At 40.4% G+C, this 14521-nt stretch carries 11 protein-coding genes and 2 pseudogenes; 8 read left to right on the top strand and 5 right to left on the bottom strand.

The features are described from left to right. The 5 genes and pseudogenes from CKO50_RS24340 to CKO50_RS01465 form a co-directional block, all read left to right on the top strand. Positions 1–732 (top strand): annotated as a pseudogene (locus CKO50_RS24340) (hypothetical protein); the annotation flags it as partial. Between the two features lie 10 nt (positions 733–742). Continuing rightward, on the top strand, positions 743–1492 hold the full coding sequence (locus CKO50_RS01450) for a PoNe immunity protein domain-containing protein (protein WP_095726720.1): 750 nt from the start codon (positions 743–745) through the stop codon (positions 1490–1492). Between the two features lie 175 nt (positions 1493–1667). Then, positions 1668–2303 (top strand): PoNe immunity protein domain-containing protein, encoded by a 636-nt coding sequence (locus CKO50_RS01455; protein ID WP_255228943.1) that lies wholly within the window; start codon positions 1668–1670, stop codon positions 2301–2303. A gap of 282 nt (positions 2304–2585) precedes the next feature. Beyond that, on the top strand, positions 2586–3107 hold the full coding sequence (locus tag CKO50_RS01460) for a T6SS immunity protein Tdi1 domain-containing protein (protein ID WP_255228945.1): 522 nt from the start codon (positions 2586–2588) through the stop codon (positions 3105–3107). 178 nt (positions 3108–3285) lie between these two features. Continuing rightward, a complete protein-coding gene (locus tag CKO50_RS01465) occupies positions 3286–3744 on the top strand; it encodes a YrhA family protein (protein ID WP_223193770.1) in 459 nt (152 codons plus the stop codon). A gap of 103 nt (positions 3745–3847) precedes the next feature. Here CKO50_RS01465 and CKO50_RS01470 read toward each other — a convergent pair whose 3' ends face one another. The 3 genes from CKO50_RS01470 to CKO50_RS01480 form a co-directional block, all read right to left on the bottom strand. Then, on the bottom strand, positions 3848–4930 hold the full coding sequence (locus CKO50_RS01470) for a methyl-accepting chemotaxis protein (protein WP_095726721.1): 1083 nt from the start codon (positions 4928–4930) through the stop codon (positions 3848–3850). A 174-nt stretch (positions 4931–5104) separates the two neighbouring features. Beyond that, complete coding sequence (locus CKO50_RS01475) at positions 5105–5884, bottom strand: GGDEF domain-containing protein (protein ID WP_095726722.1); 780 nt, start codon at positions 5882–5884, stop codon at positions 5105–5107. Between the two features lie 130 nt (positions 5885–6014). Then, positions 6015–6437 (bottom strand): DUF3429 domain-containing protein, encoded by a 423-nt coding sequence (locus CKO50_RS01480; protein ID WP_095726723.1) that lies wholly within the window; start codon positions 6435–6437, stop codon positions 6015–6017. Positions 6438–6666: 229 nt separating this feature from the next. Here CKO50_RS01480 and ahpC point away from each other — a divergent pair, with 229 nt between their 5' ends. The 3 genes from ahpC to CKO50_RS01495 all read left to right on the top strand — a co-directional run bounded on the left by ahpC (position 6667) and on the right by CKO50_RS01495 (position 10591). Then, positions 6667–7236 (top strand): alkyl hydroperoxide reductase subunit C, encoded by a 570-nt coding sequence (gene ahpC / locus CKO50_RS01485; protein ID WP_010377859.1) that lies wholly within the window; start codon positions 6667–6669, stop codon positions 7234–7236. 105 nt (positions 7237–7341) lie between these two features. Next, complete coding sequence (gene ahpF / locus CKO50_RS01490; protein WP_095726724.1) at positions 7342–8910, top strand: alkyl hydroperoxide reductase subunit F; 1569 nt, start codon at positions 7342–7344, stop codon at positions 8908–8910. 658 nt (positions 8911–9568) lie between these two features. After that, positions 9569–10591 carry a hypothetical protein gene (locus CKO50_RS01495; protein ID WP_255228949.1) on the top strand — a complete coding sequence of 341 codons (1023 nt, stop codon included), beginning with the start codon at positions 9569–9571 and terminating at the stop codon, positions 10589–10591. A 56-nt stretch (positions 10592–10647) separates the two neighbouring features. Here CKO50_RS01495 and CKO50_RS01500 read toward each other — a convergent pair. Both CKO50_RS01500 and CKO50_RS01505 read right to left on the bottom strand, forming a co-directional pair. After that, positions 10648–11184: pseudogene (locus CKO50_RS01500) on the bottom strand (YaeQ family protein). A 122-nt stretch (positions 11185–11306) separates the two neighbouring features. After that, a complete protein-coding gene (locus CKO50_RS01505) occupies positions 11307–13991 on the bottom strand; it encodes a leucine-rich repeat domain-containing protein (RefSeq protein ID WP_255228951.1) in 2685 nt (894 codons plus the stop codon). Between the last annotated feature and the right edge of the window lie 530 nt (positions 13992–14521).

A 14521-nucleotide genomic window follows, 5' to 3' on the forward strand; every position in this document is an offset into this window, starting at 1 on the left:
GGGCACTACGACCTACTGCTTCCAGACGCCGCTATCGAAGGCATGCAAGCCACGGTAAAACGCCTAGACGAGGTCACCCCCAAAATCGATCAGCATATGCAACAAGCTGCCCAAGAAATTGGGCAGCGAGTTAATAAAGCGCTGGATGAGTATCAGGGGGAGTTACCACAGGTTGGTGTTACCAATGTGCCGAAGAAATCTAAAGCGCCGGAGCTTTCAGCTCCAGAAGGAAACGATCTCAAAGGTGCCTCTGTTAACAAAGTTAATCCGCCATCACGTAAGACGCCTAGTGACTTTACGCAGCATAAATCACTAAACCATAGAAAAGCGGCTGCGGGTGAGTACAATGCCCATCAATTAATGACGGAAAAAGGCTTTGTACCATTAGGTAAAACCGACGGTAATTTTAAGCCCGGCGAAACTGGTATAGATGGGATTTATTTGCACCCAAATCCACCACCTGATTTTGTGATAACAGAGGCTAAGTACAACAAAGCGCGCTTAGGTAACACGAAGGATGGAAAGCAAATGTCCAATACATGGATGACGGACGAGAGACTTAAAAACGCTGGGATAATAGATCCTGCGCAGCGCCGTAAAATACTAAGAAGCCTAAGAAATAATGATGACTCGGTACAAAAATTCCTTATTCGCAATAAAGAAGATGGTACGCTGGTCATCAAAGAGCTCGATAAAAATGCGAACGTTATTGGTAACGCATTTAATAAATAAGGACTAAAACATGTTAAGAGATACGCTAAAAGATAGAAACTACTATGACGACAGGATCAATTTTAGAGTTGAGTGCCTTCAAGAAGACATTGATGATATCAATTCTGAGGGTAAATTACGCTGCGAAGTAAAGATGAACTTAGCATTTGGTTTGGTAAGTGACTCTATGGAATTATTACACCTAAAATATTCCCGCGGTGACAACCTCGCTGAGTTTAAACCGCTACTGCTTGACACCCTTACCTATCGGCAATGGCAAAAAAAGTTTGCCGATGCACTGCCAGACAATGAACAGGTTGAGCGTATAGCTTGGGAAGAGCTCCATGAAGACGACATGCGCCGCACACTGATTTGGCTTGCCTTTGCGTATTGCCTTGATATGGGCCAAGATTATTACCTAGAGGTGCTCGATTTGATTGCCAATCAAGGTCAAGACGGTTTGTTAGACTGCATTGCCGTTGCCATGGGCAATACCGGACGTGAAGTAGCACAAGGTACGCTCTTTAAAAAACGCTTTGGCAAACTGTATGACGTTGTGATGGCTGAGCCTGAGCAAAAACCAAAGCGGGTCAAAACCTATCTCGATGCTTGGTATAAGGCAGAAGGCAGCCCAGACTATCACTTGATGGGTGATGGTGCTTATGATGGTTATTGGTGCTGGGGTGCAGCCTTGGTGGTTAAGCTATTCAACATCGACGACAGCTGTTTTATTGACCATCCATACTACCCTAAAGACTTAGTGCATTGGCAACCGTGCTAAATTCATCGCAAATCAAGGAGCGTCAAACGTGAGGGACACTCGTAAAACCCCAGATTACTTTGAAACGTTTTTAGTCGACATTGAAGTTGGCATTAAAGAAACACAGGAAGCCCTCGATGCAGGTAATTTTACCACACCTAGNAATGTTGCGTAGCGTATATATCAGCTCGCGATTATGCGAGCGGTAGCGCACTACTCATACGGTGCTCACCTTGGGGATGTTAAGCGCTATACCGAAGCAATTTTGCCGTATCGCAAACAACTGACACACTACTGTGATAAGTTACCGGCAAATCATCAAATATACCGACATGCTTTCGAAAAACTGGGTGGGCAAATTGATGCTGTTGGCTCTCATAATATCAACCGGTATATCTACACATTATGGTGGCTGGCACTTTTACAAGCCTGTGATGTCACTCCAGCTCATATTCAAGAAGTGCTCGATGCTATTGGCGAACGCGGCAAAGACACCTTACTTGATAAAGTAGCCATTGCACTTGGTGATAACGATAGACCTATTTCGCCCACACTCTACTACCCTGAAATCTATCAAAACCTTTCACTCGCTTTTACATTACCCAATGAACAAAAGCCTGATTTACTTAACCAATTTGCACAAAGTTGGTACAGCAAGTTAGAGGGCTTGGCGGACTGGCATGATAATCATAACTGTGAATGCGAATTCGAGTACACGGATTATTATATTGGTTATTGGTGTTTTGAATTAGTTTTAGTCGCCAATGTTCTAGAAATACCAAGAGAACCCTTAGAAGATAGTGTTTATGTTCCGGTTGATTTACTCAGATAAACCCCTACATACAAATATTAATGGGGCCCTTTCAAAAATGAGTAGTGAGGCTCAAAACACATTCTTTATACTTAATCCGAGTGAGTTAAATATACGCCCTACATAGGTGCAAATAATGAATAAGTTTTTTGACAATTTTTATAACTTTGGTGGGTTTGGTCCAGCGATAGAAGCGATTCAACCAACAGATGANGCAACTCCAGTATTACCAAGGTATTTTACCNGAATAATTTACTTGAGTACTGGAAAGAATACGGCTTTTGTGGTTGGGGGAGTGGTCGCTTGTGGATGGTCAACCCAAGGGATTATCAAGATATCTTGACTGAATGGTTAAGAGGCACGAAGTTTGAAAAAATGCAAAATGACGGTGGAGATAGTTTCTATGTCATTGCAGTAGATGCATTCGGTGAGATCTATGTTTGGGGTAAAAACTCTGGAAGTTGTCTGAAAATTACTTCCCCCTACGGTATGATATTTCCTAATTTTAGTAACGATGAATATTCAAAGGATGGTGAGGAGTTAACTTTAGACTTATTTTTTGCTACAAAAATGAGCGCTGAAATTGATTTAGACGATATCAATGAACAGCCTCTTTTTGAACGTGCTTTAGAGAAATTAGGCCATCTTGAAAATGGAGAAATCTATGGCTTTGCGCCAGCTCTTGCCCTTGGTGGCGAACCTAAGCTTGAGAATCTCCAAAAGGTAAAAGCTACGGAACATTTGGCATTCTTAGCTGACCTCGGAGAGAAGCGTGTTATGGCAGATATAGTCGCATTGGCAAAAAAACTGCCACATAATCAATAACATCTTTTTAAGTCCTTTAAATAAACAGGTGTCGCCAGGCTAGGTTCAATCATCCTCCTAGCCTACACTCCTCACCAAATTTCTTTTGCTGCTTTCGTTTTAAAAATGACGCACTATGAAACAATAAACGTCGATTGGCCAATTCCCGAAGGTTTGGTTTATCCTAAGTGAGATGATGATGAGCGTACTAATCAATTTGATCGAACAGAAAAACAAAATAGAAGAATCGCAATACCAAGAAGGTTTTTTACTTCCTCCGGCAACTGAGAAACAACTTATAAAGCTGCAAGAAAACTCATTAAGATTTTTTAAGGGGAAAATATCAGACCAGTTTATAGAATTATTAAAAATTTCAAATGGTTTTTCTGTAAATGGTTTAAACGTGTATGGTGCAAACACCATCGAAAGTCCAATTTATCTACCAGGTATAATTGAAGCCAATGAATCATTTTATGAAGAGTGCTCCCTGAAGCAATTTATTGCATATGCTGATGAAAACATGAGTCGTGTAGTTTTCAATTTGAACACCCGACTCTATGCTGTCATAGATAGAGTTACTTGGGAAATAATTGATGAGTATGAAACGTTTGAAGAAGCGTTACTTGCATTAATTGAGGAAAGTTGTGTGTTTGAATAATGCATACCAACTCAGGATTACATGAAAAGTTACCCGCTTTCAATCGGTGACTGCCAGTCTACGTGTTAAGCGGGTAAATTGAGAAGCCCTGTAGTGCTTCTTATCAATGCCCTAGTTGATCGAGTAAGTCCATTACTTCAACGCTGGCATGTTCCATTTGGTTAAGCTGTTTTACTGCGCCTTGAGAATCGCCTGCTTTAAACTTTTTCATTGCTTCTACACCAGCTCTATGGACTTCTTTATGCGGAGCTTCTAGGCGTTTAAACGCGTTGTGACCGCCAAACTTTTGGGCGCCATCGCCACTAAACCACTTGCCTAAGCGGCACATCGTATGATCGGCAAAGTCGCTGATATTTTTATGGCTATTGCCAATAATAACGTTGTATACGTCTCCTTTCCAAACGACATGATCGAGCTTTACGGTCTGGATAAAGGTTTGGGTGGTAGAAACTAAAATGGTGTCTTTCATTGAATCACAACAACTTACTATCCCTTCGTATTCATCGTTTAAGTGTCCAATACTGTCAGACAGCGTGATATTAGACGCTTGAATTTCTTCCACGGCACTCACGGTTGTATGAGTCGTATCGATGATCTTCTTGACCAGATCGGAGACTTCGTTGGCGGATTCGTTGGTGTTGGTTGCCAGTGCGCGCACCTCATCGGCGACAACCGAAAAGCCACGGCCAGCTTCACCCGCTCGGGCGGCTTCAATAGCAGCATTAAGCGCTAGCAGATTCGTTTGATCTGAAATTTTTGAAATCGTCGTAACAAAGGTATTAATGCTATCGGCCATTTGTGATAGTCCAGAAATATTGGTGGTCATTCTGTCCATATTGCCGCCGAGCTGCTCCATTCCCGTGAGTATTTTACGCAATGCGGTTTCTGATTTAGAAAAAGCGGAGTTTACTTGTTCAATTGAATGGCTTTCTTCTTCAATACTCATAAAGCTTGCAAGAACGGTTTCGCGGATCCCTTGCACTTGGCTTAATCCAGTCAATGCACACTGCAATAGTTGATTGTCAGTATTATCATTGATCGCAGCTTGTGAGCTTACAACTTCTTGTTTTAATGACTCATTTTCAGCAACTAATTGCGCATTTGCATGTTTTAAACTGGCAATCTCTTGTTGCGCGGCTAATAAGGCTTGTTGGGTTTCATTGTTTGTAAATAGTTTCGCAAACACGTTATTTTCCCTTGTAACTTGATATTAACGCAAGCTTAGCAATCATTGGAAAATAGTGCTACTTCTTTAGGTTTTAAAAAAGCTATAAATTTAGAGAAGTTAGCGTAGAATTGTGATTGGATTTTGGTGCGCTGAGCATCATTGAGATTGAATCAATAAAACTGTGTAATGGTGTTACCCTCTAGCACTAGATCTGAGTGATTTACCGCGTTTATCGCCATACATATGCTCATCGGCTTCGTGGATGATGAGATCTGCTTGTTTAGCTGGGTCAACTTTGACCATTCCAACACTAACGTTAATTTTGTAATCGTGTAATCCTTTTAATAATGCTGCTCTTACTTTGTCTGTATCTGGAAGTACCGCATTAATATAGGCAATAAATTCGTCTCCCCCGATACGAAAGCTGTAGTCTAAGCCAAAGTAATCTTTCATATTCTGTGTAAACTTAATCAAAACCTCGTCGCCAATATGATGGCCATAGTTGTCATTCACCTGCTTAAAATTATCTAAATCGAGGTAGAGTAGCCATTGATTATCAAAGCGATGTGTTTGCAAGCCATCAAAGCATGCGCGACGACTGCCCACGCCTGTCATCGCATCATGGTTAGCTTCATACCGCATCCGCTCTTCTAACAATCTTCTTCTCTCTACTTCTTTTTTTAGCTCTGTAATGCTGGCTCTTTTATTGGTGATCATGCAGTAAAAACCAAAGCTGATGAGTAAAAAACCGATATTTTTCAAAGAAGTGTCAAAGTTAAGTAAGGGAATGGAAAAACCGTCGGTGAAATTATCAATAATATCAAGGAGTAGGCCCGCACAATACACAAGCAGGGCAATGCGTAAGAACGGATTTGCGATTTCTCTGGTGATCAAATTGAACAAAGTGAAAGAAATGCCGAACCAGAACAACTCTTCGTAGCTCTCGTATTCGTAGTGACCAATATAGTACATGTAGCCACCAAAAAAGATGATGGCTATCCATATTACTAAGGGTGGTAACGCGCGTTTGATCAAAATACTTTGGCTTCTGGTGCTTCAGTTATCTTTAGTTATAGTTAATTGAGCTTCAGAAGCAAGCCACTTATGCGTTTAACTCAAGTGCTTGAGCAATCATAAATAGATGACTAACAAAAACGAGAGAAGTCAGCACCGTTCGCATTTTTTGATAGTCTTTATGATAGTCACTCCAGCGGGATGAACTGCGCTCTATAAAATATACGAGCCAATATGCGATAGCGAGATAGAGAAGCAACCATTGTGGTGCTGCAATACTAAGTAGGGGGTAAGGGATCACGACAATCACGGCCAGTATCGCTTGTTTGTAGGTTTGCTCTCCTGCACGCCATAAACTTCCGGCCATAAAAGCTAGAATCCCCAGACTGTAAAATTGAAAAGCATGAAGCACGTCACTTGATACACCTGTCATTAGCGTCCATGCGATACAAGCCAAAAAGGGAATGAAGCCAAAGTAACCAAGTTGAATATGATTGAAGTACGGGTGCATAGTCACGCTCTGCTGTAGTTAATTGCTGGGATCATACCGTAATTATCTTATTTTTATACTTTTATGCTGAATTAGTTGATCACTTAAAAGAGAGCTATCGGTTTTTTCGATTACAGTGATTCAAACAATCCATTTTATTTAATTATCACTTCCCCTTATCTTTGTACTCAAGCCAAGGCGAACAGTAATCGCCAACATTATTTTAAACTAAACAACAGTGAGGAAAGCGATGAGCACTTCATTAATCAATACTAAAATTCAACCATTCAACGCAACTGCATACCATGGAGGCGACTTCGTAGAAGTTTCTGAGCAAGACCTACTAGGTAAATGGTCAATCGTATTCTTTTACCCTGCGGATTTCACATTTGTATGTCCAACGGAGCTTGGTGACTTAGCTGACTACTACGCACAGCTACAAGAAATGGGCGTAGAAGTTTACTCTGTATCGACAGACACGCACTTCACGCATAAAGCATGGCACGATGCGTCAGACACCATTAAGAAAATCCAATTCCCAATGATTGGTGACCCAACAGGCCGTATTACTCGTAACTTCGGTGTGATGATCGAAGAAGAAGGTCTGGCACTTCGCGGTACTTTTGTTATCAACCCAGAGGGTGAAATCAAAGTTATCGAAACGCATGACCTAGGTATTGGTCGCAGTGCTAAAGAGCTAGTACGTAAAGTACAAGCTGCTCAATACATCGCATCTCACGATGGTGAAGTCTGTCCAGCTTCTTGGCAGCCGGGTGAAGAAACACTAGCACCTTCACTAGACCTAGTTGGCAAAATCTAATTTGTCAGGGGAGTGCAGCATGCACTCCCATCTCAACCATCTAGATGAATCAAATTCATCGTTTTTGCGAATTTTTACTGTAGTTTCTGCAGAGGGTTACCTTATATGTTAGACAACCAAATTAAAACTCAACTACAAAGCCACTTTAGCTCTCTACAACGTCCGATTGAACTCGTCATTACTGTTGATGACAGTAAAAAATCGCAAGAGCTAAAAGGGTTAGCACAAGACTTAGCGTCATTGAGCGACAAAATTACTTTATCTGAATCAATTGAAGGTGAACGTATCCCACAAATGGTGGTGCGTGGTGTTGAAACAAAGAGCGAAATTACGTTTGCTGGTGTGCCTATGGGACATGAGTTTACCAGTTTGGTACTTGCATTATTGCATTCAGGCGGTCATGCAACTAAAGCATCGGCAGACGATCTCGAACTGATCACAAATATAGATAACGCATTGAACTTTGAGGTTTACATTTCACTGAGTTGCCAAACTTGTCCGCAAGTCGTACAGGCTTTGAATCTCATGGCGGCTGTTAACCCAAATATTACCACCACCATGATTGATGGTGCTTTGTTCCAAGAAGAAGTGGGATCGCGCAATATCATGGCTGTGCCAACCGTGTACTTAAATGGTGAGCAATTTAGCCAAGGCGCAGTGAGCCTGAGCGATATACTACTCAAATTGGATAGTAAAGCTGGTGAAAAACAAGCGGCCTTACTTAACGAGAAAGACGTGTTTGACGTGCTGGTTGTAGGTGGCGGTCCTGCTGGTGCATCAGCTGCAATCTATGCTGCTCGCAAAGGGTTAAATACAGGGGTAGTTGCGGAGCGTTTTGGCGGCCAAGTTGCCGATACTTTGGGCATTGAGAACTTTATCTCAGTGCAAAAAACGGAAGGTCCTAAGCTGGTTGCACAGTTAGAAGAGCATGTTAACCAGTATGGCGTTGATGTGATGAAGAACCAGCGTGCGGCGGCAATTAATAAAGGTGAAACCATAGATATCACGCTTGAAAGCGGTGCGGTATTAAGGGCCAAATCTTTAGTCTTGGCTACAGGTGCACGATGGAGAAGCATGAATGTACCCGGTGAAACTGAGTATAAGGGCAGAGGTGTGGCATATTGCCCGCACTGTGATGGTCCATTATTTAAGGGGAAACCTGTTGCTGTTATTGGTGGCGGTAACTCAGGCATAGAAGCGGCAATCGACTTGGCAAATATAGTGGAACACGTCACGGTATTAGAATTTGCCGATACGCTCAGAGCTGACGAAGTGCTCATCAAAAAGGCGAAAAGCCTTGCTAACGTTACCATTATTAAAAACGCACAAACCACCGAAGTAGTTGGTGACGGCAATAAAGTAACGGGTTTGAACTACACAGATAGAGTGAGCGGTGGATCGCATTCACTACCATTGGCTGGCATTTTTGTACAAATTGGGCTTGTACCAAATACTGAATGGTTAAAGTCGAGTGAAGTTGCACTTAGCCGCTTTGGCGAAATCGAAATTGACAGCAAAGGTGCGACAAGTATAGCGGGCGTGTACGCCGCAGGCGATGCAACCACCACACCGTTTAAGCAAATTATCATTGCGATGGGTGGTGGAGCGACAGCAAGCTTAGGCGCTTTTGATTATCTAATTCGGTCAGGACAAGACGACGAGCAAGCCGCTTAATTACTCGCATTACTGGAAAGAATCATTGCAACATTACACCCATGCAATGCTCCCTAGCCACACTCTAGCAGTGTGGCTTTTTTTGGCTTAGGTTTCTAAGACTCATCGCTACTTCGTATATTATTTATTCTTTGCAGTAATGGCTCTTAGCTAAACTTACCATGTTGATGAGTCAGGTTATATTTTCCCTAGCAGGTAGTTAAGCGAAAGGGGGGTTATCGGTGACTAAAAAACACAAGATCGCTGCGTAAAGCACCTCCTACTCTATAAAAATGGTAGCTTAGTAAAAGTGAAGGCAAAGTTCCGTTACGATACTTTTGTAAACTACTTGTACAAGAAGGTTACTGGCGAAAATTTAGTTACCGTTTTCACTCCGAGAAATCTTTATAATAGCCTCCCAAGTACTAGATAATTTGCGATGGATATGAAACTAATTGCAAAATATGTAGCGTTATCTTTATTAACTGTTTTTTTGGTTATCATTTATTTTTTATCCACAGTAGAAAAAGAAGTAAAAACCCTTTCATAAAATAGTGAGGCCGTTCCTTTTATTAGTCAGTCCGAGCTCATAGCTATACTTCCAGACTTTTATGATATGGATGTTAAGTTAGCAAATACACTTACTTTAACATTAAAGAAAAGTTTTGGTAAAAAGGCCATGCTTGATTTTGAAGCTGAGCTAATAGAGCTATTAAAAGATCCGAATATATCAAGAAAAGATAAAATAAGTATATTGTGGAATATGACACAGCAGTTAGGCGTAGAATCAGAGCAAGGGTTGTATGTGCTTGAGTATATGAGTACGTTGGCTCCTATCGAGCTGTCCAATGAGTTAATTTCGCTATTCGAAAGTGCATCAGATCGGGCAAAATTTGGCTTACTAAATGTACTTGAGACTATCTTACTGGTTAATGGAGAAGAGGCGAAAGTTTCTGCTCTGCATTTATCAGAAGTAAAACAGCAATTACTCGATGTAATGAGTGGTCAGTTAGTCAATGTGGAAGATCCTGCATTGGGCTTCTCAATTCTTGAGGCTGTTGTTGGTCACCTTCCTTTTGAGAAAGCCAAACTACTGATAGATGACCAGTTTGTGATATCAGAAAATAAATCTAATAACGTCTCAAATGATGTTATCAGAGCAACAAAAGCTGGAATTTATAATCGCCTAGCACTAGCTAACCCTCAATCAAGGACTGAATTTCTGCCACAATATATTCAAACTCTTAATAATGAGCCTTCACAAACGATGGAGCGAGAGTCGCTAAGGCAAGATCTCTTTAATATTATTAGAATAGATGAGTTTATGAATGAGGCACCGCATGAATTTAAACAAACGGTGAATGCATTTTTAGCACGAGATCTTCCTGTGATGGACATCGACAGTACTGAATTTGATTACGATGCCGTAAAGCTGTATTCAGATCTGTCAATTGCAATGGCAAAATTGAGTGCATCGGCTCAACGCTCTAGTGAAAGCATATATACACAACAGATTAACGCAGCCAAAAGTCCACTTGAGCAAGCGATTTTGATAAGTCGTTCACCGTATCAGCTAAATGAATTATTAACCGATGAATTTACCCGAGCAAGAATTAGTAGTGACTTGCGAGCAGAAGCCAAACGGATAGGTGAAAATTCTGCCTATACTGACTTACTTAACGATGCCGCATCGCGGTTGTAGGTAAACATGTTGTAGCCACCTTTGGTTGGCTACAACACTTACTACGTAATCACAAATCACATTAACTGTTGTGGCTTGATTTCAAGATTAGCGCTATCAGAACTTACCCATACTTCGCCATCTTGAATGGTAATAGTGAGCTTGATACTACGATCTGCTAATTGGGCTAAAGCCTGAGTCGCACTATAACCCAAGCTAAAAATACTCAGATTTTTAAAGTCGTATAATTTAGGTTGATTTTTTTGCCACCAAATCGCTTGATTATTTTCACCATAGGTGTAAAGGATCACTTGCTTTGATTTATTGCACGCTTTTTTAAGGCGTTTTTCATCAGGCAGTCCTAGTTCAACCCAAAGTTCAATCTATTCGCTGTAATTCTTAACCCATAGTTCAGGTTCATCGTCAGCGCATAAGCCTTTGGTAAACTCCAGTCCCTCACATGCATTTAGTGCATAGGCAAGTAAACGGATCATTAATCGTTGTTCATTTTCAGAAGGGTGCTGGGCCAGCGTTAAATTAAAGTCTTGGTAAACATGCCTGTCCATATCACTGAGGGATAGTTGGGCTTTAATAATAGTAGATTTGAGCGCCATAAATTTGCTTAAAAAATTTTTGCGCTAGTATAGCGGATTGAGATAAAAATTTGCAGAATGTTATTGTGGAGATGAAACACAGCCTCATAATGAGGCTGTGTTTATTTGAATTGCTTAGCGCGCTAGCAGCTAATTGCAGCTATTTGAGATATCCAAATATTGGGCAAAGACTCTTTTAGTTTGCTTACTTGAGCACAGTCGATATTTGGGTTTCCATATATACTTAAATACTTCAGATTGGTCAAATTGAATAGCGGCGACAGATCTGAAATGTTGGTATAGTTCAACTCTAAGCGGGTAAGTTCGATGTAATCTTTAAGTGAACCATAGTTTGTCAGCTTGGTATTATCCAAGTCCAAATAAGTTAAGGTAGTAGGCAAGCCAAAAAGCGCGAAGTCATATACGGTTTGGCTATTTGTATTTAACTCAAAGGAGGTCAATGATTGAGGAAGTGTAGCTTTAGCCGTTAGTTCACCCGTGAGTCTATAGATATCTAGACTCTGTAAGGTGTGGAGCTGAGCTAAGCTAGGATCACGTAACAACGAACTGTCAACTGAGCCACTTAGTGTTAAAGCCTTAATTGCTTCAAACTGTGTAATTCCATTTAATGATTCAATTGCTGAGCCATCGCAAGAGAGTGAGGTATTACGGACAGCATCTTGATACCTTTGATCTACAATACACTGTTTAAGTGCCGCATCTGTAATTAAGCTCAAATCGACCGGCTTCATAATACAGTTAGAGTTAGAAAGATTTGTTGTTACACCATCGAGAGATTTTAATAGCTCCTGATCATTACAATAAATGGCACTACTTCTTATTTCAAGTCTTTCCAGCGTGTTTAAACTGGCAAGCATGTCAGCTCTAAAAAACTCGGAAAAGTTACGCAGTGTTAATGACTTAAGTTTATTTAATGATGCTACCTCTGAGATATCAGTCGCCTGAGAATAGTCAATAAAGAGAGTTTCTAAGTTTTCAAATTGAGATACATGCGTGATATCTTCTAGCTCTGTAAAGCCGCTGATCTTTAACGATTTCAGACTCGTGTTTACACCTAAAGAGTCAAGTGTTGTGATTTTTGTTTCGTTACTATAATGGTATTCTTTTAATAACTCAGCTGATTCGAGCGCAGGAAAGTTAGCCAAGTTGACCATGTTTGAATATCTGTTACTTATTACGTTTAATGTCTTTAAGTTTGGTAATGTTGCTTCACTTGAAGTATCAAATAAACTAACGTTCAGGTTAACTTTCTCTAATACTTGCATTTTACTTAACGTATCTAGTGCAAAGTTTGAGTAATCGCTGTAGACGGTAAGGTCGCGCATATTTTCAAGCTCAGATAATGCGCTAAAATCTGCGCTATTATCCAATTCACGAATGTACAATTCGGTGAGGTTTGGTGTGAAACTTAGCCAGCCTAAATCATTAACGTTGCGTAACTGATTGAGCTTTAATGATGTTAACTCCGGCATCGCTTCCAAAAATCTCAGAGAAGAAAGGTTTAATTCCTCCAAAGACAAAGATTGCAACTCCGTAAAGGTTAACAGCTCGCTGACATTATCAATTGTTAGATTGTCTAATGACAGAGAGGTTAACTTCACATTACTACTGATGTCCGCGATATCAAACTCAGCATTACTATAATAACTACGAAGACCTAGTTTTTCCAACTCACTAAATTTTTCTAAGAATGAGAAATCTTCAATCTGCGTTCTGCTGAGTACGAGTGTTGTCAGATTTGTTTTAGCTTCTATTGCCGTTGAGTCAGCGGCTTCGATATTATCAAGTGTTAATGCTGTGAGGTTAGGTATAGAGTTTAAAAATGACAGTGAGTCCAGATCTTGTATATATGTCAAAGATAAACTTTGCAAGTTACTAAAGCGTTTTAGAGTATTTTTATCATCAATGCTTAGAGTACGTAAAGCCAAACGAGTGAGCTTATCACTTGGAAGTTGACTAAGCTTTATAGTTTCATATTGGTTACTTTCGTTGTCTATTTCAAGCGTATGAAGCTGTGCAAAGCCTGATAAATCTAACAAAGAAAAATCTAGGCGCTTACTATAATTATTACTTTCTTGGGCTTCAACAATAGACAACGACTCAAGTGTATTGAGCTTACTAATTTGTTCTAAATGTGCATCATTATTTGAGCTGTTCTGAGCTGCGGCAAACGCGTTATCGAGCTTTAATACTGTGAGTGTAGAAATATGAGCTAACTCGTTGAGATTATTCAATTCTGCGTTTTTAATAGACACGCTTGATAAGCCGCTAATATCCGACAGCCCTGATAATGTTACAATTGGGTAGTCTCTACATTCAACAATGGAAATGCCCACATCATGATGCGTATCTGATAAACATTGCGCTAGCGCCGCGTCTGAAATCGTTAAGCTTGAAAGTGGAGCGTAAGCACTTAGGTTGACAGTTAATTCTTGTGAGCTTGAGCTTCCTTTATCATCGGTAGCCGTTAGCTTAAACGTGATCGTAGTTGTCTCATCAATATCCGGCGCGCGAAACTCTAACGTTTCACTATTGTTATTTATTAGCTCAACAGTTGTACCAGCTGTCTGCTCCCACAGCAAAGTTTCAATCCCACCATCTTCATCTGTTACGGTCGCAACCGCTGTGATTGAGTCTCTTTCCATTGCTGTAATTGGTGCTATGCTTGCAATTACTGGGGCTTTGTTTGTAGATGTGATTGGTTTGTCAGTTCCAGTATCATCGCTGTCGCTGCCACTTCCACATGCGACTAAAGTTGATGCAAGCAATGACGTTACGATTCCTTTGTATATAGTGCTTTTGATCATCTTGATATCTTGTTTTATTGAATAATCAGAAAGCGCAGAAGTGTACTTTATTTAGATACTAGTTTCCAATTGTTACACATGTTTTCTAGCAATGGTATAGCTATGTGTTTTAGGTGTGGACTTTAAAAACAGAAAAATCAATAGATTAAAAGGAAACTGTAGATTTTGCTTGAGCCGTAATAGCTTATTGATGATTACTGAAAGAAGTGAGGCTGTATAGCCTCATTGGTTGTAAATCGATGGTGCTCAGGTAATCGCTTTAAGGTGTATGAGAAGTAACATCTTCAATATATCAGATATTTTAGTCAACGTTTGCTGTTTGACAAGCACAGGCGAGATCATAAGGGCCTGAATCCTCATAGCTTTCGACTTTGTACTTTAAAACGTAAAAATAAGTCTCATACACCCGAATTTAAGCAAGAAGCGGTTGTGTAACTCCCCCAAAAAATGAAACAGTTCATAAGTAGAATTTTCCATTAACTAAAATAGGAAAATTTACGATGAGAAAAAGCAAGTTCACCGAAACCCAA

Origin of the sequence: Pseudoalteromonas sp. HM-SA03 (genome assembly GCF_002289345.1) — a bacterium.
In the GTDB taxonomy this organism is placed as follows: domain Bacteria; phylum Pseudomonadota; class Gammaproteobacteria; order Enterobacterales; family Alteromonadaceae; genus Pseudoalteromonas.

What these genes read in the sequence shown, in the direction of transcription:
- CKO50_RS01465 (WP_223193770.1), top strand. Translation starts at nt 3,286, where the DNA reads ATGAGCGTACTAATCAATTTGATCGAACAGAAAAACAAAATAGAAGAA.
- CKO50_RS01480 (WP_095726723.1), bottom strand. Translation starts at nt 6,437, where the DNA reads ATGCACCCGTACTTCAATCATATTCAACTTGGTTACTTTGGCTTCATT.
- CKO50_RS01495 (WP_255228949.1), top strand. Translation starts at nt 9,569, where the DNA reads ATGCTTGATTTTGAAGCTGAGCTAATAGAGCTATTAAAAGATCCGAAT.
- CKO50_RS01475 (WP_095726722.1), bottom strand. Translation starts at nt 5,884, where the DNA reads ATGTACTATATTGGTCACTACGAATACGAGAGCTACGAAGAGTTGTTC.
- CKO50_RS01450 (WP_095726720.1), top strand. Translation starts at nt 743, where the DNA reads ATGTTAAGAGATACGCTAAAAGATAGAAACTACTATGACGACAGGATC.
- CKO50_RS01505 (WP_255228951.1), bottom strand. Translation starts at nt 13,991, where the DNA reads ATGATCAAAAGCACTATATACAAAGGAATCGTAACGTCATTGCTTGCA.
- ahpF (WP_095726724.1), top strand. Translation starts at nt 7,342, where the DNA reads ATGTTAGACAACCAAATTAAAACTCAACTACAAAGCCACTTTAGCTCT.
- CKO50_RS01455 (WP_255228943.1), top strand. Translation starts at nt 1,668, where the DNA reads ATGCGAGCGGTAGCGCACTACTCATACGGTGCTCACCTTGGGGATGTT.
- ahpC (WP_010377859.1), top strand. Translation starts at nt 6,667, where the DNA reads ATGAGCACTTCATTAATCAATACTAAAATTCAACCATTCAACGCAACT.